This window comes from Couchioplanes caeruleus (assembly GCF_023499255.1).
GTDB lineage: Bacteria > Actinomycetota > Actinomycetes > Mycobacteriales > Micromonosporaceae > Actinoplanes > Actinoplanes caeruleus_A.
On the sequence record NZ_CP092183.1, the window covers coordinates 7,206,812 to 7,230,898 of the forward strand.

Genomic DNA, 24,087 nt, shown 5'->3' on the forward strand with positions numbered 1-24,087 from the left:
CAGGGCGGAGCACCCGGACGGCACAGACGGCGGGTCGTGGAGCGCCGACGCTCAGGACTGCGGCGGCTCGTCCTTGCCGGCCTCTTCGAGCTTGTCGGCCTGTTCCTTGGTCTTGTGCACCGCGCCCTCGGCGTGCTCCGGCGGTCCGTAGACCGTGTACAGCACCAGCGGGTTCGGGCCCTCGTTGACGAAGTTGTGCTTGTGGCCGGCCGGCACCACGACCAGGTCGCCCTGGTTCACCTTGCGGGTCTGGCCGCTGACCTTGGCCTCGCCGGTGCCGCTCACGAACGTCAGGATCTGGTCCACCTCGTGGACCTCCTCGCCGATCTCGCCGCCCGGCGGGATCGTCATGATCACAAGCTGGGTGTGTTTGCCCGTCCACAGCACCCGGCGGAAGTCCGGGCTCTTCTCGGCAATCGTCGCGATCGTGTAGTGCTCCATGCTGCCCCGTTACCCCGGCCGGGCGTCCGGCAATCGCACCGGACGGGCCGGGGCATAACGGTCAGGACGGGCGAAGGCGCTGCGTCGGTGGCCCGAGCGCCGCGACCGGCTCCGGCCGTCCGATCAGGTAGCCCTGCACGTAGTCGACGCCGAACTCGCGCAACATCCGCAGCGTCGGCTCGTCCTGGACGAACTCGGCCACCGTGTGGATGCCGTACGCCTGGCAGACCTGCACCAGCGCCCGCACCAGCACCTGGTCCTCCGGGCTGTGCACGAGGTTGCGGACGTACTCGCCGTCGATCTTGACGAGGTCGATGGGGAACAGCCGCAGGTAGCGGAACGACGCGTACCCGGAGCCGAAGTCGTCGAGCGCCAGCTGGCAGCCCAGGTCGCGGATGCGGTCGGCGAAGTGGCGGGCCTCGCTGAGGTTGCCGATCAGCGCCGTCTCGGTGATCTCGAAGGTGAGCTGCTCGGGGTTCACGCCGTACCGGTCGATCAGGGCCTCGACCTCGCCGGTCAGGCGCGGGTCGCCGACCGTACGCCCGGAGAGGTTGATCTGGAAGAAGTGGCCCGGCAGCGAGGCCGCGACCTCCATCGCCCGCTCGACCACCCACAGGTCGATGTCGTAGACGGCGTCGAGCCGCTCGGCGGTGTCCAGCACCTGGATCGGCGACTGCGGGCCGCCGGTCCCGTCGAGCACCCGCAGCAGCACCTCGTGGCGCAGCACCAGGTTGGTCTGCAGTTCCAGGATGGGCTGCGCGAACAGCGTGAACCGGTCGGTGCCGAGCGCGTCGGCCACCCGGTTGCGGTAGGTGCCCTGCCGGGCCCGCGCCGGCACCGGGTCGGCGACCAGGGTCACCGGGCGGTCCGCCTCGCGGGCCTGGCGCCAGGCCTGCTCGGCGTCGATCAGCAGGTCGTGGCTGCCGGCCTCGCCGTCCGGCCGGAAGCGGACGAGCCCGGCCCACGCGCGGGCATGCACCCATGCGTCGGGCAGCACGAACGGCTGCGTTCGCAGCGCTTCGACGAACAGGTCGGCCTGCCGCCGGGCCATGACCCAGGAGGCGCCGGGCAGGAGCACGGCGATCTCGTGCGGGCCGGCACGGCCCAGGAGGTCGTCCGGCCTGACGATCCCTTCGAGTACGCGCGCAGCACGGTGCAACAAATCAGCGTTCCGGTCGAAGCGCTCGCCGTCCTCCCGGTCCGGTTCCACCCGGACCACCAGGAGCGCTCCCCCGCCACGGCGCTGGGCGCGGTCGATCTCGTCGGCGAACCGGGCCCTGGTGAGCAGGCCGGTCGCCGGGTCGGGCTCGATCACCGAGGCCCGCACGGTCTCGCCGCGGCGGGTGAGCCGGGCGACCTCGCGGCGGGCGCGCTCGCGGGCCGACACGTCGCGCAGGGCTCCGCGGATGCCGTTGACGGCGCCGTCGTCTCCGGCGATCGGTTCGAGCTTGCAGTCGACGTCGAACCAGCCGCCGTCCGCGCGCATCAGCCGTACGGTGGTGCGCACCGGCTCGCGGGCCGTCCAGGCGCGGGTGATCGAGCCGAGCGCCTTGGCGTGGTCGTCGCGGTGCACGTGGCGGGCGAGGATCTGCCGGCTGACCTCAGTGTCCCGGGGCGGCCTGCCGAGCAGCGAGGCGAGCCCGTCGGACCAGACGATCCGGTCGCCGTCGGCCAGGTACGTGAACCAGGCCTCGTCCTCGACGGGGGTGCGCGACTCGGGCAGCCGAGGCTGCTGGGGCCCGGCGTTGGGGCTCAGCCGGGGACGCCGGGAGAGCCGGTCGCGGAGGGCGCGCGGGCGGGGAAAACGCTCATCGGGTGCCGTCATGCGCCGCCCCCACCTCCCCTCAACGAGTGAACCGATACCCCTGACCTACTACAACCCGTCACCGCCCCCGGTAACAGGGGGCAGCCGCGACAATGTTTTCGCACCTCGCCGGGCAGATCGGCGAACAGGCAGTTCTAGCCCGATCAGAGAGTGAATCTAGCCGATCGGTTGACGCCCGGACCGCGCCGTTGCGTGGCCGGGTACCGCGAGCTTCCATGACGGACAGTTACGTTGAGTGCCGACTGTGGAACCATGTGCGACTCCTACCCGTCGGGCTCGATCAATATGCACGCTGAGCGCTCGCGGCGGTGCTCCCCGTAACGAGATCACGAGGCGGTGGATATGGTGGCCGTTCGGACACGTGAGCGAGGACGACGACGCATGGGCATCATTCGGGACATGCAGCGCACGCACGCGACGCAGGCGGCTGCCGAGCAACGGGCACGGACGGCGGCCACCCAGCAGCGGCAGCTGATCCGGCGCAACGCCGACCTGGCGATCGCGGCGGCGCAACAGGCCGCCGCCGACGCGGAACGGCAGCGCGAGCACCGCCGGCTGTACGCGGAGGCGCGGACCGCCGACGCCGCGGCCGCCAACGCCGACCTGCGCGCGCGGCTGACGGACCTCGACTCGCTGCTGCTGTCCACGCTGGACGTCGACGACCACATCGACCTGGACCGGTTCAAGAAGCCGATCGAGGTGCCGCCGTTCGACCCGGGACCCCTGGGCCGCCCGGCGCCCGAGCCGTCGTGGCAGAGCTACGCCCCGCAGGAGCCCCGCGGCGTCGGCAAGATCCTGGGCGGGGAACGGCTGCACCAGCAGCAGATGGCGCAGGCGGAACGCGCGTTCGCGCAGGCCAAGGCGCAGTGGGCGGAACGCGAGGCGGCTCGTACGCGTCAACTGGCCGCCCGTCGCCGGCAGTACGAGGAGAACCGCCGTCGCTACGAGGCGAAGCTGCTCGCGTACAACGCGGAGGTGGACCGGTTCGCGGCGGCCGTGGCGAACGCCGATCCCGCCGCGGTGGTCGAGTACTTCGCGATGGTGCTCGGCAACTCCGTGTACCCGGACGACTTCCCTCAGCACTTCCGGCTCGCGTACCTGCCGAAGAAGCGACACCTGCTCGTCGAGTACCACCTCCCGCCGGTCGAGGTCATCCCGGTCGTCAAGGAGTACCGCTACGACCGGGTCCGCGACGACCTGATGGCCGTACCGCGCGACGAGGCCGAGATCCGGCGCCGCTACACCGAGATCATCTCGATGGTCGCGCTGCGTACGGTGCACGAGATCATCGAGGCGGACCGGGGCGGCCTGGTGGCGGAGGTGCTGTTCAACGGCATCGTGGACACCATCGACCGCCGTACCGGCCGCTTCGTGCGGCCGTGCCTGGTGTCGCTGCGCACGGACCGGGACACGTTCGCCGCGATCAAGCTGCGCCGGGTCGACCCGGTGGCCTGCCTCAAGCACCTGCACGCCGGCCTGTCGCCGAGCCCGGCGGAGCTGGAAGGCGTGACCCCCACCGTCGACCTGGACCGGGACGCCATCGACTCGACCCAGGAGTTCAACGTCCTCCGCGACATCGACGAGCGCCCGAACCTCGCGACGATGGAACCGGCGGAGTGGGAGCAGACCATCGCCGACCTGTTCGGCACCATGGGCCTCGCGATGGGCGCCGCGACGGACGGCCGCTGGGAGGCCACCGACCCGCGCCCGCTGTTCGGCGGCCCGGTGGTGGTGCACGCCGTCCGCGGCCGCCCGGTCGACGCGACGACGACCCGCGCGCTCGCCGAGGCGGTCGCCGCGGCGGGCGCGACCAAGGGCATCCTGGTCGCCCTGGACGGCTACGAGGCGGACGCACAGGACACGGGGACGGGCCGGCCGCTGGAGCTGCTCGACGGGCCGGCGCTGCTCAACCTCCTCGCCGAGCACCTGGGCATCAAGGCGAGGATCGAATCCGACGGCGCCTGAGCGGCGTCAGAGGGCGTGCCCGGTCGTCGCGTCGACGTGGCCGGGCACCTCCTCGTGCCGGTCCCCCACGGTCGGTGTGCCGCTCGGCTCGAACATCAGGATCGCCGCGCCGCCGTCGGAGGACGGCTTGTGCTCGGTGCCGCGCGGCACGGTGAACACGTCGCCCTTGGCCAGCACCACCTCCCGGTCGCGCAGCGCGATGCGCAGCTCACCGTCGAGGACCAGGAAGAACTCGTCGGTGTGGTCGTGGGTGTGCCAGACGTGCTCGCCGTGCACCTTGGCGATGCGCACGTCGTAGTCGTTGACGCTGGTCACGATGCGCGGGCTCCACAGCTCATCGAAGGAGGCGAGGGCGGCGGTCAGGGAGATCGGTTCGCTCATCACTCGATCCTCAGCCCTTCCCCGCGTACGCCGGAACTGCTAGGAATCGCACGTGCCGAAAGAATCCTCGCATCGAGTCGTCGTGGTGGTGGACGAGAACTCCAACCCGTTCGAGCTCGGCTGCGCCATGGAGATCTTCGGGCTCCGCCGCCCCGAGCTCGGGCGCGACCTGTACGACTTCCGGCTGTGCGCCGCGGCACCGGCCACCCGCATGCGCGACGGCTTCTTCACCCTGACCGGCGTCGCGCCGCTCGATGCCGTCGACGAGGCCGACACGGTGATCGTGCCCAACCGGCCCGACACGCAGACACCCCGGCATCCGGCGGTGCTGGCCGCGATCCGGCGCGCGCACGAGCGCGGAGCCCGGCTCCTGGGCTTCTGCAGCGGCGCCTTCACCCTGGCCGAGGCCGGTGTGCTCGACGGCCGCCGCGCCACCGCGCACTGGCAGTGGGCCGACGCCTTCCGGGCCCGGTTCCCGAAGGTGACGCTGGAGAGCGACGTCCTGTTCGTCGACGACGGCGACATCCTGACGGCGGCCGGCAGCGCGGCGGCCCTCGACCTCGGCCTGCACGTGGTCCGCCGCGACCACGGCGCCGAAGTGGCCAACGCGGTCGGCCGGCGGCTCGTCTTCGCCGGGCACCGCGACGGCGGCCAGCGGCAGTTCGTCGAACGACCCGTCCCGCCCATCCCCGACGACTCGCTGGCGCCGCTGCTGGCCTGGGCCCAGGAACACCTCGACCGGCCCCTGACCATCGCGGACCTGGCCACCCGCGCCGCCGTCAGCCAGGCCACCCTGCACCGCCGCTTCCGCGCCGAGCTGGGCACCACTCCCCTGGCCTGGCTGACCGGCGAACGCGTGGCCCTCGCCTGCCGCCTCATCGAGCGCGGCGAGACCCGCCCCGACGTGGTGGCCCGCCGCGCCGGCCTCGGCACGGGAACGAACCTGCGCACGCTCATGCGCCGGCAGACGGGCCTGACCCCGACGGAATACCGCCGGCGCTTCGGTCCCCGCTGACCGGGCCGCGGAGAATCTCACCGCTGCGGCTGGTCGCCGGCTGGGACGGCCGGCACGGCCGGGGCGATCCCCAGCTCCTCGATGCGCTGCCACAGCGGACGCAGGGCCGCCTCCGGCTCGCGGGCGAAGATGCTGCCGCGGATGCGGACGAACACGCAGTTGCCCACCCGTTCCAGCACGGCCTGCCGGCGCATGTCGCTCTCCCACTGCTCCGGCCCGTGGTACGCGTCCCCGTCGCACTCGATGGCCAGCCGGCGGCCGTCCGGCGCGTTGAGCACGAAGTCGATGCGGTAGCCGCCGATGCGGAACTGCGGTGTCGGACGGTGGCCGCGGCCGTGCAGGCGGCGCAGCACCTCCCGTTCGAAGCCGCTCTCGCACAGCAGCTCCGCGTCAGGCTGCGGGCCGGGGGTGGTGAGGTTCAGCGCGTACGTCAGCAGCAGCCCGCGGGCGTCGTCCGGGCGCAGGGACGACGGCTGCACCGAGTGGAAGATCCACAGCTGGTCGCGGGCGCGGGACGCGGCGACGTTGACGCGGCGGTGGTACTCGCGCTTGGTGAACGCCGCGACGCGCTCATCGTTGTCGGAGACCACCGTGGACACCAGCACGACGTCGCGTTCGTCGCCCTGGAACGTGTACGCGTCACCGACCCGCAACCGCCGCGCCTGGATCTCGTCCTCGCCGATGGTCTCGCGCAGCCGCGCCAGCAGGTACGTCGCCTGCCCGCTGGTGCTGAGCAGGCTGATCACGCCCAGGGTCCGCCCGCGGTACGCCGGATCCGCCACGATCGCCGCGACCCGGTCCACCAGCGCGTCCGCCTCGGCCACGTTGACGTCCCCGTACGCGGCGAGGTGCTGGCGTACCCCCTCGGGCACGAAGACCGCGCGCACCGGCGCGAAGGCCGGGCGGTCGGCGCGCAACGGCTGGATCTTGCCGTCGTAGTAGTGGCGGGACGAGAACTCGATGATCTGCGGCACGCAGCGGAAGTGCTCGGTGAGCAGGATGCGCTCCGGCGAGCGCCGCACCGCGTGGTCGTACAGCGACGACTCGGGGTCGAAGTGTTCCGCGGACGGCACGTCGCCGAGGTGGTTGTGGATGAGCCCGGTGACCGGCCCCACGAAGCCCAGCTGTGGGCCGATCTGCTGGTCGTCGCCGACGACGACGGCCCGCTCCGCCAGCGAGAGCACCGGCAGCGCGAACAGGTCGGCCTGGGACGCCTCGTCGACGATCACCACGTCGAAGTGGGCGCCGCCGGCGAACTGCTCGATCGCCCGGTCCACCGACATGACCCAGACCGGCACGGCCTCCACCGCGGCGGCCATGGCCCGCTGGGCGTGCGCCTGCCAGGCGGCGGCGCTGCGGCCGGTGCCCTTGCCGATCTTGCGCAGCGCGGTGGTCCAGTCGGCGAGTGCGGCGCGGCGCCGGTCGTCGAGGGCCTTGGCGACCTCCAGCCACGCCGACGCGACGACCAGGTCGCCGGTGAGCCGCCGGATCCGCTCCCGGCCCTGTTCCGCTCGGCGGCTCAGCACGGCCGGGTCGACGCTGCCGACGACCAGGTCGAACCAGGTCTGCGCCTGCCGCCACCGCCACGCCTGCAGGCACGCCGCGCCGGAGACCGCCGGCACGGCTCCCGCCTCGATCTGCGCCGCCCATTCCGGGGCCACGGCCGCCAGCCGGTCGCGCAGCTGCCCGTACCGGGTGACCTCGGGGCGCAGCGTGAGGAGCCGCTGCGTCGCGGCCAGCGCCTCGTCCCAGCCGTCGAGGGTGCGCCAGGCCGCGGCGAGCCGCGGCCAGCGGGCCAGGTGGTCGGCCACGGCCCGGTCCGCCGCGTCCAGCTCGTCGAGCTCCAGCACGACCGGGCTGTCGTCGAGCAGCGCCGAGACCTCCGTCAGCCGGGCCGCGTCGAGGTCCAGCTCCTCCTGGGGTACGAGCTGAGCCAGGCGTACGGACAGCTCGGGCCAGCGCTGCGAGTCCCAGGCCAGCGACTGTGCCGCCTCGGCGAGCAGGGTCCCCGCCCACACCTCCGGATCGCCCTCGCGCGGCGGGATGCCGAGGCGCTGGATCCATTCCGCCCAGTGCTCGCCCAGCCGGCGTTGCTCCTGGTGGCGGCGTACCCAGGCGATCGCGAGGTCGGTGTCGTCGGCGGAGCGCAGCGGCTCGCCGTCGACCCGGACCTCCTCGGCGAGCTTCCACAGCGCCGCCTGCAGCAGCCGGTTGACACCCTTGCCGGCGGCGAACCGTTCGCGCAGCTCGGCGAGGGAGGCCAGCAGCCGCTTCGGCGCGGAGGTCAGCGCGGCGGGCGCGGCGACGCGGTGCCCGGCGAGCCGGCGGGTCAGGTCGGCCAGGGAGCGCTGCAACTCCTCGGTGGCGAGCACGTGGTCGGCCCACACCGTGGCCCAGTGCGGGTCGGCGACGAGACGTCCGAGCCGGTCGGTCCACGTACCCTCACGGCGGCGCAGCCAGGACACCGCGTCGCGCAGGCCGTCCAGCAGCTCGGCCAGGGTTTCGGCGCCCTGTGCGCGTACGGCATCGGGGTCGACCCCGGCCGCCTCCAGGCGCGACACCCGCTCGGCGGCCGCCCACCGATCGGCCCGGTCCTGTTTGGCCTGCGCCGCGCCCGGCAGGGCGGCGAGATCCGGGAGCTGCCGCAGGGCCGCGGCGCGGTCGGCCGGGGCGAGCCGGGTGGCCAGGTCCAGCAGGTCCGCGAACTGTTCGCCGCTCAGCGGGGGCTCGTCGGCCGGCCCGACCGCGTCCGGGATCCCGCCGTGGGCCGCGGCCCGTTCCCGCAGCCAGGTGCCGACGTCGGCCGGCGAGAGGTCCACGCCGTCGACGCGGAACGTCGCGTCCTCGTTCTCCGCCACCGCGCGCAGGCCACCGAGCGCCTGCGCCAGCTCCCGCTCGGCCTCCTCGAGCTTGCGCGTGAGCCGCTGCACCCGCAGTGCCTCGGCGGAGCGGTCCAGAGTGGCCGCCCGGTCGGAGAGCTCGCGGGCCGCCAGCTGCAACTGCACGAGCTGATCCGTCGTACGCCCCAGCACCGCCAGGCAGAGCGCCTGCACCTCCTCCGGCAGGCCGTCGCGGAGCACGCGCAGCGGGTCCTCCTTCTGCGCGACGACGAGCACCCGCTTGCCGTTCGCCATCAGGTGGCAGATGAGGTTGCGGATCGTGTGCGTCTTACCGGTGCCCGGCGGTCCCTGCACGGCCACGTTGCGGTGCTCGGCGAGCCGCCGCGCGATGGACTCCTGGGCCTCGTTGGTGGACAACGGCATGAGCAGCCGCTCTCCCACCCGCTGCCAGTCCTCCGGCCGGTCGCCGGGCATGCGCAGGCGGCTGGGCTCGTGCGCGACGATCGCGGCGAGCGCGCCGACCGCCTCGGTGTCGCCGGCGAGCAGCCGGTCGCGCAGCCGCTCGAGGAACCCGCGGAGCAGGCGCTGCCTGGGCCGGGCGAACAGCACGCCGGTGTCCACGATGTGCGGTCCGGCCGCGTGTTGCCCGGCGGCGACCACGACCCGGTCGTACCCGAGCCGGCCGAGCGCCCGCTCGAACAGCTCGCGCCGCTCGAGGTCACTCCACAGGTCCACCTCGAGCGTGCCGGCGGGACCGGCCAGCGCGAGCAGCTGCCCGAGATAGCGCTCGTCCATCCCGGCCAGCGCGTCGGTCTGCAGCCGGGACGGGCCCTGCGGCGACACGGTGATCAGCGAGCGGTCCGGCTCGTACTCCACGAGGACCGGCGTCGCGATCAGCGGATAACGCACCCGCTGACCGTCGACGACCGTCTCCAGGATGCCGTGGCCCCACACCAGCTCGGTGGTGGCCGCGGCCATGTCGACCTGGTGCATCAGGTCGAACAGCTGCCGGTGCAGCACCCGGGTCTGCTCGGCGGACCGGCTCAGCAGCGACCACGGCCGCCACACCTCGTCGCGCCACGCCGCGAAGCCGTCGTCGACCGGCTCGTCCACGAGCACCGGCTCGGCCGCCGGACTGACCTCGGTGAGCCGGCGCCGCAGCTCGGCGGGGACCGGCGGCGACCCGGGCAGCTCCGGCAGCCCGACGCGCAGCCAGCTCGTGCCGTCCGCACCCGGGCCGGCCTCACACGCGGGATGCGCGGGCAGTGCGTCGAGCCAGTGCGCCTCGGCCGGCACGGTGCGCGCGGGACGTTCCATCTGGGCGCGTACGGCCAGGAGGTAGTCGGCGACGGAGACGGCCCGGTCCCGGATGACGGTCGGCGTCTCGGGCTGCGGCTCGGGCATTCTTCGCAGGTTATCCGATGGTCGCCCGGCAGCGGCCCGGCCCGCGGAAGCGGCCGTGATCGACCCGGATCCGTGCCGTGTCCCACTGTTAGAGTGGCGCCATGATCATGCGGGGGGCGGCCGGTGATCGCGGGTGGCTGCGCCTGGTGATCCTCGCGGCGGCAGCCGGCGTCATAGCCGTGCTCGCGGTCGTGGTGGCACGCCCGCACGCCGGCTCCCCGGCGCCCGCCGAGGCGAGCGACGGAGGCTCGGCCTCCGGGCAGGCGGCCGAGCCGGTGTCCTTCGGCTTCGCCTGCGACGCGACGGCCGGCGACCACTGTGCCCGCCTGCTGGCCGACTTCGGGCGCCGCGCCGAGCTCAGCGCGGCACAACGATCCGCCGCCGAGCCCGTGGCGGACAAGGCGACGCAGGTCTTCGTGGATTCGGCAGCGGCGGGCGCGGAGAGCGCACGCCGGGCGTTGTCCGATGCCGGCTTCGACGCGGTGGCGCGCGTCGCTCGCACGGACGACCTGGCCGCGGCCGGCAGCGTTCTGGCCGCCGTCGCCACCGGCCCCGCCTGCGTCGTGCTCCTGCAGGACACCGCGGGGATCCGGGGCTACATCGCGGGCCGGCTGCCCGACGACGGATGCCTCGCCGCATAGGCGTCCCTACCGCACGATCCCGAGGTGTGACGTCCCGGCGACCAGCGCCGTGATGAGAGCAATATGGCCCAAGGGGCGCCGCATCGAGGCATCCGTCCTGTGGAGGCGAAAGCCAAGATCATTGATCAAGGGCGCCTCGACCGGCAACCCCGGTCCGGCCGCAACCGGCCGTTTCGTTACCTGCTCGTGAGCAGGACCAGCCGCTGGGTCGCCCGGGTCATCGCCACGTACCGGTCGACCGCCCCCTCGATGCCCGTGCCGTACGTCTCCGGATCGACCAGCACGACGAGGTCGAACTCGAGGCCCTTGGACAGCTCCGGGGTGAGCGACCGGACGCGCGCCGTACCCCGGAAAGCAGGGTCTCCGATGACGCACGCGATGCCCTCGGCGTGCTGGGCCAGCCAGCTGTCGAGGATGCGGTGCAGGTCCGACGCCGATCCGTACGCCACCGGGACACCGGTGCTGCGGATGGACGTGGGCACGTTGGCGTCGGGCAGCGCGGCCCGGATGACCGGCTCCGCCTCCGCCATGATCTCCTGCGGCGTCCGGTAGTTGATGGTCAGCGACGCCATGGCGATCCGGTCGAACCCGACCCGGTCCAGCCGCTCCTGCCAGGACTCGGTGAACCCGTGCCGGGCCTGAGCGCGGTCGCCCACGATGGTGAAGCTGCGCGACGGGCACCGCAGCAGCAGCATCTGCCACTGCGCGTCGGTCAGCTCCTGCGCCTCGTCCACGACGACGTGCGCGAACGGGCCGGCCAGCAGGTCCGGGTCGGCGGCGGGCAGGACGGCCTCGTCCACCAGCGCGTCCTGCAGGTCCAGCTGGCGCAGGCTGGCCAGGACGCCCTCGCCGTCGTCGTACGTGTGCGCCTCGATCAGCTCGTCGACGACCGTGGCCATGCGGGCCCGTTCGGCGGCGAGGGTGGCCTCGTGCCGGCGCTTCCGCCCGGACGCCTCCGGGTCACCGAGCCGCTGCCGGGCCGCGTCGAGCAGCGGCAGGTCGGAGACCGTCCAGGCCCGGGGGTCGCTTCGCTGGAGCGTACGGATCTCCTCGACGCTCAGCCAAGGGGCGCATCGACGCAGGTACGCCGGCACCGACCACAGATCCCCGACGATGTCGGTGGCCTCGAGCACCGGCCACGCACGGTTGAAGGCGGCGCGCACTTCCCGGCGGACCGTCTCGTCCGGCTCGTCCCCGTCGTACTTGTGCCGCAGGATCGTCAGCAGTTCCTCCCAGATCTCGTCGCGCGCCTCGTTGTGCGGGGTCCCCGGCCCCGGCGCCTCGAACGCCTCGGCCCAGTCGCCGGCGTCGAGCCGCACGTCGGCGTCACCGGCGGAAACGGTCATCGCCCGGGCCGGCGGCTCCTCGTAGAACCGGACGGCCGCGTCGATCGCTCGGGTGAGGGCGGCCGATGCCTTGAGCCGGGCCACCTCCGGATCCGTCTCCACGGTCGCCGTGGCGCCCTCCGCGACGAGGTCGCGCAGCGTGCACGACTGCACGCCCTCCTCGCCCAGGCTCGGCAGCACGTCCTCGACATACGCCAGGTACGGCTGATGCGGCCCGACGAACAGCACCCCGCCCCGGCGATGCCCCAGCCGCGGATCCGAATAGAGCAGGTACGCCGTCCGGTGCAGCGCGACGACCGTCTTGCCCGTACCCGGTCCGCCGTCGACGACGAGGGCGCCGCGGGACCCGGCGCGGATGATCGCGTCCTGGTCGGCCTGAATGGTGCCGAGCACATCGCGCATCCGCGCCGACCGGTTGCTGCCCAGGCTCGCGATGAAGGCGGACTGGTCGTCCAGCGCGGCGTGCCCCTCCACCCCGTCCGCGGTGAAGACCTCGTCCCAGTAGTCGGTGATCCGCCCGCGGGTCCAGCGGTACCGGCGCCGGCTCGCCAGCCCCATCGGGTTCGCATGGGTGGCACCGAAGAACGGCTCCGCCGCCGGTGACCGCCAGTCGAGCAGCAACCGGCGCCCCGACCCGTCGGTGAGCCCGAGCCGGCCCACGTACACCGGCTCGCCGCCGTCCGCCTCGACCATCCGCCCGAGACACAGGTCCAGCCCGAAACGCCGCAGCGTCCGCAGCCGGGCCGCGAGCCGGCGAACCTCGGTATCCCGGTCCACCGCCTGCCGGCCCTTCCCGGCGGGCGCCCGCCGCTCGGCCTCCAGCCGCTCGGACAGATCGGCGATCGACCGGTCGAGGCTGGTGGCGATGGCCGCGAAGTGCCGCTCATCGGCGGCGATCAGCGCGGGCTCCGCCTTGGCGGCAAGACGGTCGGGCAGGTCGAACGCGCTGGCGGTCAGCGGCTTCACGCGGCATCTCTCTTTCGCCGGAAACAGGGCTCTGACCAGCGATTTTGCGCGCCACCCCGGGTCTTGCGGCAAGCCCCCGGGTGCGATATACGTTAATAGTGGCGGGGAGTGTTCAGACCTCCTCCGGATCCCGTCCCTGAGCCGACTCCGGGTCTCGTCCCTGGGCGGATCGCCCGCCGTCCACCGGGATGATCGCGCCGTTGAGGAAGCTCGCCGCGTCCGAGAGCAGGAACGCCACCACCTCTGCGACCTCGCTCGCCCGTCCCATCCGTCCCAGCGGTTGCAGCGCCGCGATCTCCCGCGTGAAGTGCTCGGCGGCGGCCGGGGAGAGACCGGCCACGTGGGTGTCCGAGCGTTCCGTGGCGATCGAGCCGAGGGCCACCGCGTTGACGCGTACGCCGCGCGGGCCGTAGTCCACCGCCGCCGCCCGGGTCAGGCCCTCGATCGCCGCCTTCGCCGTCGCGTACGGAAGTGCGCCCCGGACCGCCCGTTGCGCCTGGTGCGACGACACGTTGACGATGGCCGTGCAGCCGGCTCGCAGCGCCGCGGCTGTGCCGGCGAGCACCGGGTGCAGGTTGCGGCCGATGAGGTCGGCGACCGCGGCCGGGTCCTCGTGCAGCCAGGCGTCGCGGAACACCGCCGCGTTGTTGACCCAGCCGGTGAGCGGGCGGGGCACCGCTGCCGCCGCCCGGGCCGCCACCTCGGGGTCCGCCGCGTCGCCGAGGACCGGCACGATCTCCGGCCGGTCGGTGGCCCAGTCGAGCGCGGCGGCGTCGACCTCGAGCACGGCCACGGTCGCGCCGTCGCCGGCCAGCCTTTCCACGATCGCGCGCCCGACGCCGCGGCCGCCGCCGGTGACCACGCAGGACGTCATACGATCGCGCTGTACGCGTTGAGCGCCGGCTGGCCGCCGAGGTGCGCGTACAGCACTGTGGACGATGCCGGGATCTCGCCGCGGCGGACCAGATCGATCATCGCGGCCATCGACTTGCCCTCGTAGACCGGGTCCGTGACCATGCCCTCGGTGCTCGCGGCCAGGCGCATCGCCGCGACCGTCGCCTCGTCGGGGATGCCGTACGTGCCCGCGTGATAGCGGTCGTCCAGCAGGATCTCGTCGTCGCGCAGCTCGCGGCCGACACCGATGAGCGCGGCGGTGTCCCGGGCGATGCGGGCGACCTGCGCCCACGTCTCGGCCGGTTTCGCCGAGCCGTCGATGCCGAGCACCCGCCGCGGCCGGTCGTCGCCGAGCGCGGCGAACCCGGCGATCATCCCGGCCTGGGTGCTGCCGGTCACCGAGCACACCACGATCGTGTCGAAGAAGACGCCCAGCTGCGCCTCCTGCTCGGCGACCTCGCGCGCCCAGCCCGCGAAGCCCAGGCCGCCGAGGCGGTGGTCGGAGGCGCCGGCCGGGATCGCGTACGGCTTCCCGCCCCGCTCCACGACCTCGGCGAGCGCCCGCTCCCAGCTCTCCTTGAAGCCGATGCCGAACCCGGCCCGCACGAGGCGCACGTCGGCACCGGCGAGGCGGCTGATCAGGATGTTGCCGACCTTGTCGTAGACGCTGTCCGGCCAGTCGACCCAGCTCTCCTGCACGAGGACGCACTTCAGCCCCGCGTACGCCGCGACGGCCGCGACCTGCCGCGTGTGGTTGGACTGCACCCCGCCGATCGAGACGAGCGTGTCGCAGCCCTGTGCGAGCGCGTCGGCCACCAGGTACTCCAGTTTGCGCGTCTTGTTGCCGCCGTACGCGATCCCGGAGTTGCAGTCCTCCCGTTTGGCCCACAGCTGCGCGCCGCCGAGCTCGCGGGTGAGCCGGTGCAGGCGGTGCACGGGCGAGGGGCCGAAGAGCAGCGGGAACCGCTCGAAGTCATCCAGCGACATGCGGGCCATTCTCGCAGCTCGGACGGGGCCGCGGAAAAGATCGACAACCCTCTATCGTGGCGCCGTGACCACACCCGCCGCCCCGCCCCGCAAGCGCAAGAAGTGGCCGTTCGTCCTCGGTACGGTGCTCGTTCTCGTGTTCCTCACGTGCGCCCTCGGGATAGGCCGGCTCTACTTCCGGCTCAAGCACGTGACGGACCTCGACAAGGCGGCCGAGAAGGCCACGTCCGCCTTCATCGACGACTACCGCGACGGGCTCAGCCCCGCCGGGTACGACGGCCTCTGCGCCGAGGCGAAGGAGGAGTTCGCCCGCGAGGATCTCGCCGGGCCGGCGAAGGGCAAGGCGATCACGGGCTACCGCATCACGTCGACGAACGTGGACTACGACCGCCGGCGGGCGACGGTCGGTGCCCAGATCCGCCGCGCGGACGGCTCCACGGCCGACGAGGTCTACGTCCTCGACGAGGTGGACGACGAGTGGAGGATGTGCGTCTTCCCCACGTGAGCCCGGTCAGGGGAACTGCATGCGGCGCGGACGCGGGATGACCGGGGGCGGCAGGGGCAGGTCGTCGATGTGGCTCCAGTTGAGCGAGCCGTTGTCCGTCGACTTGATCTCACCGAGGCAGGCCCTGAGCAGGCCGAGGTGCGGCGCGCCCGCGTACCCGGCGATGACGACCTCCGGCGTGGGCTCGATCCGGGCGATCGCGGCGCAGATCTTCGCGACCTCCCGCTCGTCGACCGCGTCGAGCGGCAGCGGGGTCTCGACCTGCGACCGCCGCCACGGCGGGCCGAACCGGCGCAGCAGCTCCCGGGCGAGGCGCCCGAACGAGCGGCCCACCGGGGCGTCGCGCATGGAGTCGCCGGCCGACTGGCCGTAGCACCACGGGACGACCACGTGCCCGTTGATGACCACGAGCTGGTAGACCGACCGGGGCACACTGATGATCTCGGCTCCCGGCAACGTGCCCAGGAACAGCACGAGTTCCTCGTACGGGAGGGGCCACCGGGGGTTGGCGAGGATCCGTTCCGCGGTCTGCGTCGTCGAGGGGCGGGCGTTGACTTCACGATCGATCGCCGTGCTCAATGCCTCGGGAACCCGGGTCCACAGCTCGGCGGCGACTTTGTCGCCGAACTGCTCGACCACCCACTCGCTCGGACCGACGAGAACGTCTGGACGCATTCGGTACCACCACCGTCCGTGTCGCTGGCGCTACGGTCTGGCTAGAAGAGTTCCATCTCCGGAGATCGACTGGAAGAGAATTCCGATGAGATCTCAGAAACGGTCATGAATGAAAGCCGGCGGGACGATCAAACCGTTGCGGCGACGCTGGAGCAGCAGGTCCGGGACCCGCGAACATGCAACTTGCACGGCGAACCGCATGTGCAAGTTGCATGTCAGCTCGCGGGTCGGTCCTCTATTCACAGTGAATCCGTCCCATATTTCGAGCGGGTGACAGCCCTGCGAACATCAACGGACGGTGAGCCCGCGATCGCTATGCAACGGTTGACGATATACATCGGCCACCGTACTGTCCTCGCCGTGCAAGCACCCACCTTCTTCATCCTGACCGCGCTCGCGGCGCAGCCGCTGCACGGGTACGGGATCGTCCAGTCCGTCGCCCGCCTCTCCGACGGGGAGGTGAACCTGCGCCCCGGCACCCTGTACGGCGCCCTCGACCGGCTCGACCAGCAGGGGCTGATCGCCGTCGACCGCGAGGAGTCCGTCGACGGCCGGCTGCGCCGCTACTACCGGCTCAGCGACAGCGGCGCCGCCGCCCTCGCCGACCAGGCCGACCGCCTGCGCCGCCACGCCGCCGCGGCCGGCCGGCAGCTCGCCCTGCGGCCCGGCACCGCCGGAGGTGCCGCATGAGCCTGCCCGGCCACCGGGCGCTGCTGGCGGCGTACCCCGCCCGGCTGCGGCGCAAGCACGGCACCGAGCTCATCCAGACCATGCTCGAGATGGCCGGTCCGGGCGGCCGTCCGACCCGAGCCGACCGGGGGCGGCTCGTGCTGGACGGCCTGCGCGAGCGGTTCCGCCCGCCGGCGCGCCGCCCGCTCGCCCTCGTCGCGGCCGTCCTCGCGCTGCTCATCGGCGGCGCCCTCGGCGCCGCCGCCGGCTCCTGGCTGGGCACGTTCGGCTACGCCGCCCTGCCGGACGCCGATGCGATCGCCCACCAGGTCCTCCCGCCGACGAGCACCGGCCTGACCTCCACGTTCTACCTCCAGGCCGACGGGCCCTTCCCGGCCGGGGCGGACGCCCGGCAGGCCGCGGAACAGACCCGCGACAAGCTGGCCGCCGCCGGCTGGCGGACCGGACCGATCAAGGCCGGCGACGGCTCGGACGGCACCCTCGCCAACGTCCACTTCGCCGCGGAGACCGCGGACACCCGGCTCGACGTGTACGCGTACCCCGACGCGGGCGGCGGCCGGCTCCTCGACATCGCCGGCTGGCCGAAGCGACCCGCCTCGTACCTGCCGCTGACCATCGCCGGCACCCTGCTCGGGCTGGTGGCCGGCTGGCTCACCGGCGTGGCGCTGTGCCACCGGATCCGGATGGCGGGCCGGCCCCGCCGCAGCGCACTCCTCGCCGGCATCGGCCTGGTGCTGATCATCCCGTCCGCCGCCGGCTTCGTCGCCTCGCTGCTGCGCTACCTGACCGTGGCCGATCCGCTCGGCACCGGAGAGCTCGTCCACGCCCACGGGTTCGCCTTCGGGCCGACGATCGACCTGCTGCGCAGCCTCGACCTGGGCGAAGGCTGGTTCCTCTCGCCCGGCGACCTCCAGCAGCTGCCGATCTGGGGCTTCGCGCTGATCGCCGTGGCCGCACTGCTCGCCCGGCCGGGCCTTCCCCTCCAGGACCGTGACCGGGCCGGAGACCGCGAAGCGGTGGCATGAGCTCGAACCGGCGGTGACCGGGGCCGGTGCTGGTCCAGTGGCAGGACGGGCTCCGCTTGGTAGGGTCCGCCACTGTGACCGGCCCGGCCCCCGTCGACGCCCCGCCCCACCGGCGGACCCGCTGGCTGGCCGCGATCGCGATCCTGACGGTGCTGGTGGGCGGCCTGTCCGTGGTCGCGCTCAGCCGCACACGCGCCGCCGCGGCCCGGGCCCAGGCCGTGCAACGCACGATCCGCGCCACGCTGGAGGAGCAGGGCGCCGCGCTGCTGCGCGGCGACGAAGCCGGGTGGTTGCGGCCTGCGGACCCGTCGCTCATCCCGCAGCTGCGACGGCTGTACGCCAACCTGCACGGCTTCGAGGTCTCCGCGTGGCTTCCGCGTACCGACCCGCCGACCGGTGGGGGTCAGTCGTGGTCCACGGAGCTCCAGGTTCGCGTCTGCTTCGCGGGCACCGCGTGCCGCCGTACGGCCGACTCGTACGTGCCGCACGACGAGGTGATCACCGCCCGGACGCGCTGGCGGCTCGCCGGGGGCCGGGCGGTGCTGACCGGCTTCGACCAGGTCGGCCGGGCCGGGGCGGTGCCGTGGAAACGGGACGCGCTGAGGTTCGCCGGCGGGTCCCGTACGGTCGTCGCCGCACCGCACGACGGCGCCCAGCCGGCGGCCTGGCTCGCCGCAGCGGAGAACGCGGCCCGGGCCGCGGACCGGTTCGTCGCCGCCCACCGGCCGGGCCGTTACCTCATCTACCTGGCTGACCCCGGCGACTGGGACGCGGCGATCGGCGGCGACCGCGAGGCGGCCGGCTTCGTCGACCGGACCAGCGAACAGACCGCCTTCGCCGTGATGGACGCCTCGGGCGCGCCGGACGAGCGGCTGCTCGCCCACGAGCTCGGCCACATCGCCACCCTGCTGGGCACGCTGGGCGGGCACGACACCTGGGCCATCGAGGGCATGGCCGAGTACATCGCGTACGGCCGCACCCCGGTCGCGGCGTACCCGCGGCTGGCGGACGCCCGCCGGCACGCCGGCCGCACGGCCTCGAGCGGTCGCCTCGACCTGCCGTGGCCGGCGGAACACGCGGACCGGTCCGGCCTCTACGCGATGGCCTACCTGGCGGTCCGCTGCCTGGGTGCGACCTACGGCGACCGGCGACTCGCCGCCTTCTTCACCCGCCTGGTCCACGAGGGACGGAGCCCGGACCTCGCGGCGACCGTGTTCGGCGTGCCGTGGGTCCGGGTGCAGGACACCTGCGAGCCGAGGATCCGCGCCTGGCTGGCGTGAGCCGTGCTCAGCGCAGGGCGGCCAGGTGGGCGAGCATCGCCTGGTTGGCCTCCCATCCGTCCGGGAACTTCACCGGCACACCCAGATGCACCGGCTCCGTCGAGGGATGCGCGTCGAGCAGCTCCGCGATGCCCGCCCGGGCCACCACCACGCACGCGTGCCGGTGGCGCGACGTGAGCACGCACAGGCGGCCCGACTCGAGGTGGAACGCCGTCGCGTCCTGGCGGCCCGACAGGGGGTGGAGGACCACGGTGAGGTCGTACTCCCGGCCCTGGAGGCGGTTGGCGGTGTCCACCGTGACGTCGCGGGCCTCGGGCGGCAGGCAGGAGCGGATCGCGGCGACCTGGTCGCGGTGGGCGGCGCCGATCGCGATGCGGTCGGCGGTCAGCCGGGCCGTGCCCGACTCCGACGACGTCGTGCCGTCGCGGCTGAGCGCGGCAGCGGCCAGGCCCGCGCAGGCCGCAGCGGCCTCCGCGTCGGTCCGCACGGTGAAGCGCGACGGCAGCTCGTGCAGGCCCCAGCCGGAGGCAGCCGCCGTGTCGAGGACCTCGTCGAGCCGGGACGCGGCCGGGGTGGCGAAGCTCAGCGTGCGGTCGCCCGGGCCGGTGCCGGAGCGGAAGCCGGTGAACGGGTAGAAGGCCTCGGCGACCACGGGGGCCGCGGACGCCGGCAGCCGCCAGGACACCGGGAGGCGGTGCACGGGCAGGTCGGGGTTGTGGCGCAGGAGGACCGCGACCGCGCTCTGCATCGGGTCCCAGGACAGGCCGGTCCAGCGGTCGACCTCCACGGTGGAGAACGGGTCGAGCTGGCCGGGGTCGCCGACGAACAGCGCCCGGTCGAAGCGGGCCGCGACCCGCAGCAGCGCGTCGGAGCGCATCTGGTAGGCCTCGTCGACGATCGCCCAGGGCCACGTGCCGTCGGTGACCGTGGCCCACTTCGCGGCGGTGCCGATCGTGACGGGCGGCCCGCCCAGGTCGGCGACCTTCGCGCCGACGCGGCAGGACGGATGGTTGCGGACCCGCTCGCTGGCGGCGTAGTCCACGGCGGACAACCGCCCGACGCCGAGCTCCGGCGAGGCGGCACCGAGGCGGGCGATGAGGTCGTCGACCTGCTCGTTGGTCTGCGCGACGATCATCAGCGGGGCGCCGGTGGCGGCGAGCACGCCGGCCGCGCGCACCACCAGGGTGCTCTTGCCCGCGCCCGGCGGCGAGTCGACCACGACCCCGCGGTGCGGCGACGAGGCGAGGTCGCGCAGGACGGCGTCGACGACCCGGCCGGCCTCGACGGAAGGCGTCTCCACTGTCACGGCGACCACCGTAGCGGCCACTCCTGACACTTTCCGGCGGGCGGGACACGGGGCGCGAACCTTCGCCCGATATGAGGAATGGAGCCTGCATTCACCCGCAGCGTGAATACTTCGCTACTTTGAGTGAATGACCGTATTCCCGGCGCCCGAGGCCGGAGAGGACGGTGTCTACCGCCCGATCCTGCGACCCCGGCGCGGCGAACTGGCCGCCCTGCACCACCTCGACGCCGCCGCCGCGCGCCGGGTCACCCCGATCGTCGAGGTCTCCCCCACCGACCGGCTGCCCCAGCTCGTCCGCCGGACGCCGCCGCGTACCGGGGTCATGGCCGTCGACCTGGGCGCCGTGCCCGACCCCGCCGGCCCGCTCACCTCACCGCCGCTCGACCTCGCCGAGGAACTGGCCGATCTCGGGGTGGCGATGCTGCCGGTGCTGCGGGCGTACGACAGTCGCCGCCGCCTGGTGGAGCACGGCCTGGCCGCGCGCATGCACCTGATGCGCGCGGTCCTGCGGCTTCAGCCGCACACCGACGCCCGCAACCCGGCCGAGGCCACCTCGACGACCACCCGGCTGCTGACCGGCGCGGGCCTCGAACCGGAACGCGTGGACCTGGTCATCGACCTCGCGGAGACGGCCTGCGCCGCGCACGCCGACCGCTTCGAGGAACGCGCCCGGCACGTGCTGCGCTGGGCGCGTACGACACCCTGGCGCTCGGTCACCGTCGCGGCCGGCGCGATGCCGCCCAATCTGGACGGCCTGCCGACGGACGAACCGGTCACGGTGGGCCGTCACGACGCGCGGGTGTGGGCACGGCTGCGCGAGCCCGGCGTCGGCTACGCGGACTACGGCGTGACGTCTCCCGTACGCCGCTCCGGCATCAACCACCGCCAGCTGCCCACCCTGCGGTACACCGCCGAGCGGGACTGGTGGATCTACCGCTGGGCCCGGCGCGGCGGCCGCAGCGACGACCGGTGCCACGACCTCTGCCGTACGCTCGTGACCTCCCCGCACTGGCCGTCCACGGGCGCCCGCTTCTCCTGGGGCGACGCGCAGATCGCCCAGAACGCCCGCAGCGCCCGCGGCGGCGGCAGCCCGTCGGGATGGATGGCCTGGAGCACGTCGCATCACATCGCGTACGTCCTGCACACGCTGCTCGCCTAACCGACCCGCCACGACGCGGCCACGTCGAGCAACGGGTACACGAAGACGATGTCGCCCTTCGTGCCCGGGATGTCGAACACCACCGTCGTCGAGTACGTCCGGCCCGCCGACAACCGCCGGACGAAGCCGCCGAAGTCGTTCCCCTCGCAGGCGCTGCCGCCCACCGACGGGAGCCAGTCGCCGTCCGGCTTCTGGAAGCGGAAGGCGTACTCGCTGATGTCCGGCTCACCCTCCAGCACCTTCACCGACAGCTTCACCGGCAGGTAGCCGCCCTCCTTGGGCTTCACGGCGAGCTCGTCGCAGGCCCGCTTGCGGAACTTGCCCGCCTTGACGGTGACCTGGAACCGCGAGTCGCCCTCCCCGCGCATCGTGAAGGACCTGCCGTTGGTGAGCCGTTGCGGCCCGAACCGCGCACGCAGTGAGGACGACGGCTCCACCGCGGTGGGATGGGCCGCGCCGGGCTTCGCCGACGGGTACTCCCGCGTGACGGTGACCGTGGTACGGGGAAGGCTGCGGGCGTACACCCGGGCGCCCAGGTAGACGACGGCGACCGCACCGGCGAGCAACAGGGCCAGGCCGCCGGCGAAGTACGCGGTGACCAGCCGCTTGGAGAGGCTCCCGGAGCGCCCGGACCGGCGTGACGCATTCGCCACCGGCACTGTCACCGCCTCCGTCGAGCCGGGCAGCGGGCCGGCGGGCGGCGGCTCGAAGCTCTCGATCGGCGGCACGTCCGGAGGCACGGGATCGACCGGCGGCTCCTTCGTCACGGCGGTGGCTCCTCGGGGACTACTCGCCGGGCTGCCCTCAGGGCGCGGCGATGCCGATCTATGCGAGCGCAGCATAAACGGGTGCGGTCGCGGGCGTTGTCCCCAGACGGCCGGCGGGACGACGGTTGCGCTCGTACACTTGTGCCAATGATGCTCGACGCCGCTCTCGCGTATGCCCGGCACGGGATTCCGGTCCTGCCGGTGCATCACCCCGAGCGGGACGGCGCCTGCTCGTGCGGGCGGCCGGACTGCGCCCGCCCGGGCAAGCACCCGCGGCTGCGGCACGGCCTCACCGACGCCAGCACCGACCCGCGCCGGATCGAGATGTGGTGGTCACGCTGGCCCGACGCGAACGTCGGGCTGCGCACCGGCATCGCCATGGACGTCGCCGACGTCGACTCCGCCGCCGGCTGGCACGGCCTGCGTCACCTTCTCGGCGGCGCGATGCCGGCGGGACCCCAGGTCCGCACGGGCGGCGGCGGGTGGCATTTCTGGTTCACACCCACCGGGTACGGCAACCGGGTCCACCTTCTGCCCGGCGTGGACTGGCGCGGGGCGGGCGGGTACGTGCTCGCGCCCCCGTCCCGGCACGCCAACGGCACCTCTTATTACTGGGTGGTGCGGCCGGACGTCGCGTGCCCGCCGGCGCCCGAGGCGTTGTGCGGGCTGATCGCCGGTCCCGGCCCTCCGGCGCTCGGCGCCCCCGCGGGCGGCCGGGCGCAGATCGTCCATCCGGACCGGTACGCGGCGGTCGCCCTCGAAGCGGAGGCCGACCGGGTGGCGCGCGCCCCCGTCGGTACGCGCAACGACACCCTGAACCGGGCGGCGTTCGCCCTGGGCCGGCTGGTCGCGGCCGGGCTGCTGGATGCGGCGGCCGTGACCCGGGAGCTCCTCGCCGCCGCGGCCTGGGCAGGGCTCGGGCGGGCCGAGACGGTCCGCACCATCCGCTCGGGCCTGACGGCGGGCCGTCGAGAAGGGTGGGACGCCGGACCGGCGACGGACCGGGCCCCGGCAACGGCGACGGGCCGGGCCTCGGCAGCCCGGACGGACCGGCGGGGTGGTTCGGGAGCGGGTCGTGGAGGTTCCGGATCGCCGCGGCCGGAAATCGACGACCATCGCGTCGCGTGATCCACGGACTACGCAAGGATGTGGGCGTGACCGATCAACACACATCGAAGCCCTATGCCGTGGAAGTGACCGTCGCCGCCGGCCGGGACCGGGCCTGGGCGGCCGTGACGCAGCCCGAGCTGCTGCGGCAGTGGTTCGGCTGGGACTACGACGAGCTCGACGTGGAGATCCAGCACATCTTCGTGAACGAGGCGACGCTGCAGGCGCCCGAGCAGATGGGCTGGGCCGACGGCTCCTACCTCGCGGTCACGGGTGACGACGAACGCGCCACGGTCCGGGTCGCCCGCGAGGGCTCACGGTCCGGCGACCCCGACCGTTACGACGCGATCGAGGAGGGCTGGCGGTCCTTTCTGATCCAGCTCCGGCACTTCCTCGACGAGCGGCCGGCCGGGCCGCGCCGCACGCTGTATCTGACCGGCACGACGACGGGCGGCCGGGCGCTCAAGGCCGTCGGCGGCGAGCCGGTCCGGGCCGGCAAGCGCGTCGCGTGGCTGGTCGACCGGGACGGGCACCTGGTGGTGGTCGCCGGGCAGGAGCCGCTGGACAGCCCCGACACCGGGCCGGTCGAGGTGACGGTGTCGACGTACGGGCTGGACGACGCGGCGTTCGACGTGCTGCGCAAGCGGTGGACCGAACGCTGGTCCCGGGTGGCTCGGGACGCCCGGGTGACGACCGCCGACACCCCGGCCCCGTAGCACCCGAATCTGCACCGCCGAGGTCGACAAACGTGCACTTCCCGAGCCCGGGAAAGGCGGGTGCCGCGGGGTTGCATGGTTTCGCTTTCCGGCGGGTAGCCTGGCTGATCGAGCCGCCGGGGGGCGACGGTTGGAGGGGCATGGCCGGGTTG

20 protein-coding genes are annotated in these 24,087 nt (G+C 73.6%); 10 read left to right on the forward strand and 10 right to left on the reverse strand.

The features are described from left to right. Positions 1-51: 51 nt before the first annotated feature. Together COUCH_RS33265 and COUCH_RS33270 are read right to left on the reverse strand one after the other, a co-directional pair. Positions 52-441: a cupin domain-containing protein gene (locus COUCH_RS33265; protein ID WP_249609133.1), complete on the reverse strand. Its 390-nt coding sequence runs from the start codon at positions 439-441 to the stop codon at positions 52-54. 61 nt (positions 442-502) lie between these two features. After that, positions 503-2,266 carry an EAL domain-containing protein gene (locus COUCH_RS33270; RefSeq protein ID WP_249609134.1) on the reverse strand — a complete coding sequence of 588 codons (1,764 nt, stop codon included), beginning with the start codon at positions 2,264-2,266 and terminating at the stop codon, positions 503-505. Between the two features lie 399 nt (positions 2,267-2,665). Between COUCH_RS33270 and COUCH_RS33275 the strand changes: the two genes are divergently transcribed. Then, entirely contained in the window at positions 2,666-4,231 is a 1,566-nt protein-coding gene (locus COUCH_RS33275; RefSeq protein ID WP_249609135.1) for a restriction endonuclease, read from the forward strand. A 6-nt stretch (positions 4,232-4,237) separates the two neighbouring features. On the opposite strand, the gene COUCH_RS33280 is transcribed toward COUCH_RS33275, so the two are convergent. Continuing rightward, entirely contained in the window at positions 4,238-4,612 is a 375-nt protein-coding gene (locus COUCH_RS33280; RefSeq protein ID WP_249609136.1) for a cupin domain-containing protein, read from the reverse strand. Positions 4,613-4,664: 52 nt separating this feature from the next. Here COUCH_RS33280 and COUCH_RS33285 point away from each other — a divergent pair, with 52 nt between their 5' ends. Continuing rightward, positions 4,665-5,627, forward strand: coding sequence for a GlxA family transcriptional regulator (locus tag COUCH_RS33285; protein WP_249609137.1), 963 nt, complete (start codon positions 4,665-4,667; stop codon positions 5,625-5,627). A 17-nt stretch (positions 5,628-5,644) separates the two neighbouring features. Here the strand turns inward: COUCH_RS33285 and COUCH_RS38985 are convergent, their stop codons facing one another. Then, positions 5,645-9,871, reverse strand: a complete 4,227-nt coding sequence (locus tag COUCH_RS38985; RefSeq protein WP_275980017.1) for an AAA domain-containing protein — start codon at positions 9,869-9,871, stop codon at positions 5,645-5,647. Between the two features lie 101 nt (positions 9,872-9,972). Here COUCH_RS38985 and COUCH_RS33300 point away from each other — a divergent pair, with 101 nt between their 5' ends. Continuing rightward, positions 9,973-10,512 carry a hypothetical protein gene (locus tag COUCH_RS33300; RefSeq protein WP_249609138.1) on the forward strand — a complete coding sequence of 180 codons (540 nt, stop codon included), beginning with the start codon at positions 9,973-9,975 and terminating at the stop codon, positions 10,510-10,512. Positions 10,513-10,688: 176 nt separating this feature from the next. Here COUCH_RS33300 and helR read toward each other — a convergent pair whose 3' ends face one another. From helR to COUCH_RS33315, 3 genes are all read right to left on the reverse strand, one after another. Next, positions 10,689-12,824 carry an RNA polymerase recycling motor ATPase HelR gene (gene helR / locus COUCH_RS33305; protein ID WP_430640847.1) on the reverse strand — a complete coding sequence of 712 codons (2,136 nt, stop codon included), beginning with the start codon at positions 12,822-12,824 and terminating at the stop codon, positions 10,689-10,691. A gap of 112 nt (positions 12,825-12,936) precedes the next feature. Continuing rightward, positions 12,937-13,698 carry an SDR family NAD(P)-dependent oxidoreductase gene (locus COUCH_RS33310; RefSeq protein WP_249609139.1) on the reverse strand — a complete coding sequence of 254 codons (762 nt, stop codon included), beginning with the start codon at positions 13,696-13,698 and terminating at the stop codon, positions 12,937-12,939. Then, complete coding sequence (locus COUCH_RS33315; RefSeq protein WP_249609140.1) at positions 13,695-14,705, reverse strand: 1-aminocyclopropane-1-carboxylate deaminase; 1,011 nt, start codon at positions 14,703-14,705, stop codon at positions 13,695-13,697. The genes COUCH_RS33310 and COUCH_RS33315 overlap by 4 nt, the downstream gene beginning before the upstream one ends. 64 nt (positions 14,706-14,769) lie before the next feature. On the opposite strand from COUCH_RS33315, the gene COUCH_RS33320 reads away from it, so the two are divergent. Continuing rightward, positions 14,770-15,210, forward strand: coding sequence for a hypothetical protein (locus tag COUCH_RS33320; RefSeq protein ID WP_249609141.1), 441 nt, complete (start codon positions 14,770-14,772; stop codon positions 15,208-15,210). 6 nt (positions 15,211-15,216) lie between these two features. On the opposite strand, the gene COUCH_RS33325 is transcribed toward COUCH_RS33320, so the two are convergent. Then, complete coding sequence (locus COUCH_RS33325; protein WP_249609142.1) at positions 15,217-15,885, reverse strand: hypothetical protein; 669 nt, start codon at positions 15,883-15,885, stop codon at positions 15,217-15,219. A 360-nt stretch (positions 15,886-16,245) separates the two neighbouring features. On the opposite strand from COUCH_RS33325, the gene COUCH_RS33330 reads away from it, so the two are divergent. The 3 genes from COUCH_RS33330 (at position 16,246) to COUCH_RS33340 (ending at position 18,880) form a co-directional block, all read left to right on the forward strand. Next, positions 16,246-16,575, forward strand: coding sequence for a PadR family transcriptional regulator (locus COUCH_RS33330; RefSeq protein WP_249609143.1), 330 nt, complete (start codon positions 16,246-16,248; stop codon positions 16,573-16,575). After that, a complete protein-coding gene (locus COUCH_RS33335) occupies positions 16,572-17,600 on the forward strand; it encodes a hypothetical protein (protein ID WP_249609144.1) in 1,029 nt (342 codons plus the stop codon). The genes COUCH_RS33330 and COUCH_RS33335 overlap by 4 nt, the downstream gene beginning before the upstream one ends. 74 nt (positions 17,601-17,674) lie before the next feature. Continuing rightward, a complete protein-coding gene (locus COUCH_RS33340; protein ID WP_249609145.1) occupies positions 17,675-18,880 on the forward strand; it encodes a hypothetical protein in 1,206 nt (401 codons plus the stop codon). Positions 18,881-18,887: 7 nt separating this feature from the next. On the opposite strand, the gene COUCH_RS33345 is transcribed toward COUCH_RS33340, so the two are convergent. After that, entirely contained in the window at positions 18,888-20,195 is a 1,308-nt protein-coding gene (locus COUCH_RS33345) for an AAA family ATPase (protein ID WP_430641016.1), read from the reverse strand. Positions 20,196-20,313: 118 nt separating this feature from the next. Between COUCH_RS33345 and COUCH_RS33350 the strand changes: the two genes are divergently transcribed. After that, a complete protein-coding gene (locus tag COUCH_RS33350) occupies positions 20,314-21,345 on the forward strand; it encodes a beta family protein (RefSeq protein WP_249609147.1) in 1,032 nt (343 codons plus the stop codon). On the opposite strand, the gene COUCH_RS33355 is transcribed toward COUCH_RS33350, so the two are convergent. Then, positions 21,342-22,112 carry a hypothetical protein gene (locus COUCH_RS33355; RefSeq protein ID WP_249609148.1) on the reverse strand — a complete coding sequence of 257 codons (771 nt, stop codon included), beginning with the start codon at positions 22,110-22,112 and terminating at the stop codon, positions 21,342-21,344. The two genes, COUCH_RS33350 and COUCH_RS33355, sit on opposite strands and share 4 nt — an antisense overlap. Before the next feature lie 147 nt (positions 22,113-22,259). Here COUCH_RS33355 and COUCH_RS33360 point away from each other — a divergent pair, with 147 nt between their 5' ends. Next, positions 22,260-23,240 (forward strand): bifunctional DNA primase/polymerase, encoded by a 981-nt coding sequence (locus tag COUCH_RS33360; RefSeq protein ID WP_249609149.1) that lies wholly within the window; start codon positions 22,260-22,262, stop codon positions 23,238-23,240. A 26-nt stretch (positions 23,241-23,266) separates the two neighbouring features. After that, positions 23,267-23,935 carry an SRPBCC family protein gene (locus COUCH_RS33365; RefSeq protein ID WP_249609150.1) on the forward strand — a complete coding sequence of 223 codons (669 nt, stop codon included), beginning with the start codon at positions 23,267-23,269 and terminating at the stop codon, positions 23,933-23,935. The last annotated feature ends 152 nt before the right edge of the window (positions 23,936-24,087 follow it).

Coding starts and splice junctions, on each gene's coding strand:
- COUCH_RS33360 (WP_249609149.1), top strand. CDS start 22,260: ATGATGCTCGACGCCGCTCTCGCGTATGCCCGGCACGGGATTCCGGTC.
- COUCH_RS38985 (WP_275980017.1), bottom strand. CDS start 9,871: ATGCCCGAGCCGCAGCCCGAGACGCCGACCGTCATCCGGGACCGGGCC.
- COUCH_RS33265 (WP_249609133.1), bottom strand. CDS start 441: ATGGAGCACTACACGATCGCGACGATTGCCGAGAAGAGCCCGGACTTC.
- COUCH_RS33350 (WP_249609147.1), top strand. CDS start 20,314: ATGACCGTATTCCCGGCGCCCGAGGCCGGAGAGGACGGTGTCTACCGC.
- COUCH_RS33335 (WP_249609144.1), top strand. CDS start 16,572: ATGAGCCTGCCCGGCCACCGGGCGCTGCTGGCGGCGTACCCCGCCCGG.
- COUCH_RS33280 (WP_249609136.1), bottom strand. CDS start 4,612: ATGAGCGAACCGATCTCCCTGACCGCCGCCCTCGCCTCCTTCGATGAG.
- COUCH_RS33315 (WP_249609140.1), bottom strand. CDS start 14,705: ATGTCGCTGGATGACTTCGAGCGGTTCCCGCTGCTCTTCGGCCCCTCG.
- COUCH_RS33325 (WP_249609142.1), bottom strand. CDS start 15,885: ATGCGTCCAGACGTTCTCGTCGGTCCGAGCGAGTGGGTGGTCGAGCAG.
- COUCH_RS33275 (WP_249609135.1), top strand. CDS start 2,666: ATGCAGCGCACGCACGCGACGCAGGCGGCTGCCGAGCAACGGGCACGG.
- COUCH_RS33310 (WP_249609139.1), bottom strand. CDS start 13,698: ATGACGTCCTGCGTGGTCACCGGCGGCGGCCGCGGCGTCGGGCGCGCG.
- COUCH_RS33270 (WP_249609134.1), bottom strand. CDS start 2,266: ATGACGGCACCCGATGAGCGTTTTCCCCGCCCGCGCGCCCTCCGCGAC.
- COUCH_RS33300 (WP_249609138.1), top strand. CDS start 9,973: ATGATCATGCGGGGGGCGGCCGGTGATCGCGGGTGGCTGCGCCTGGTG.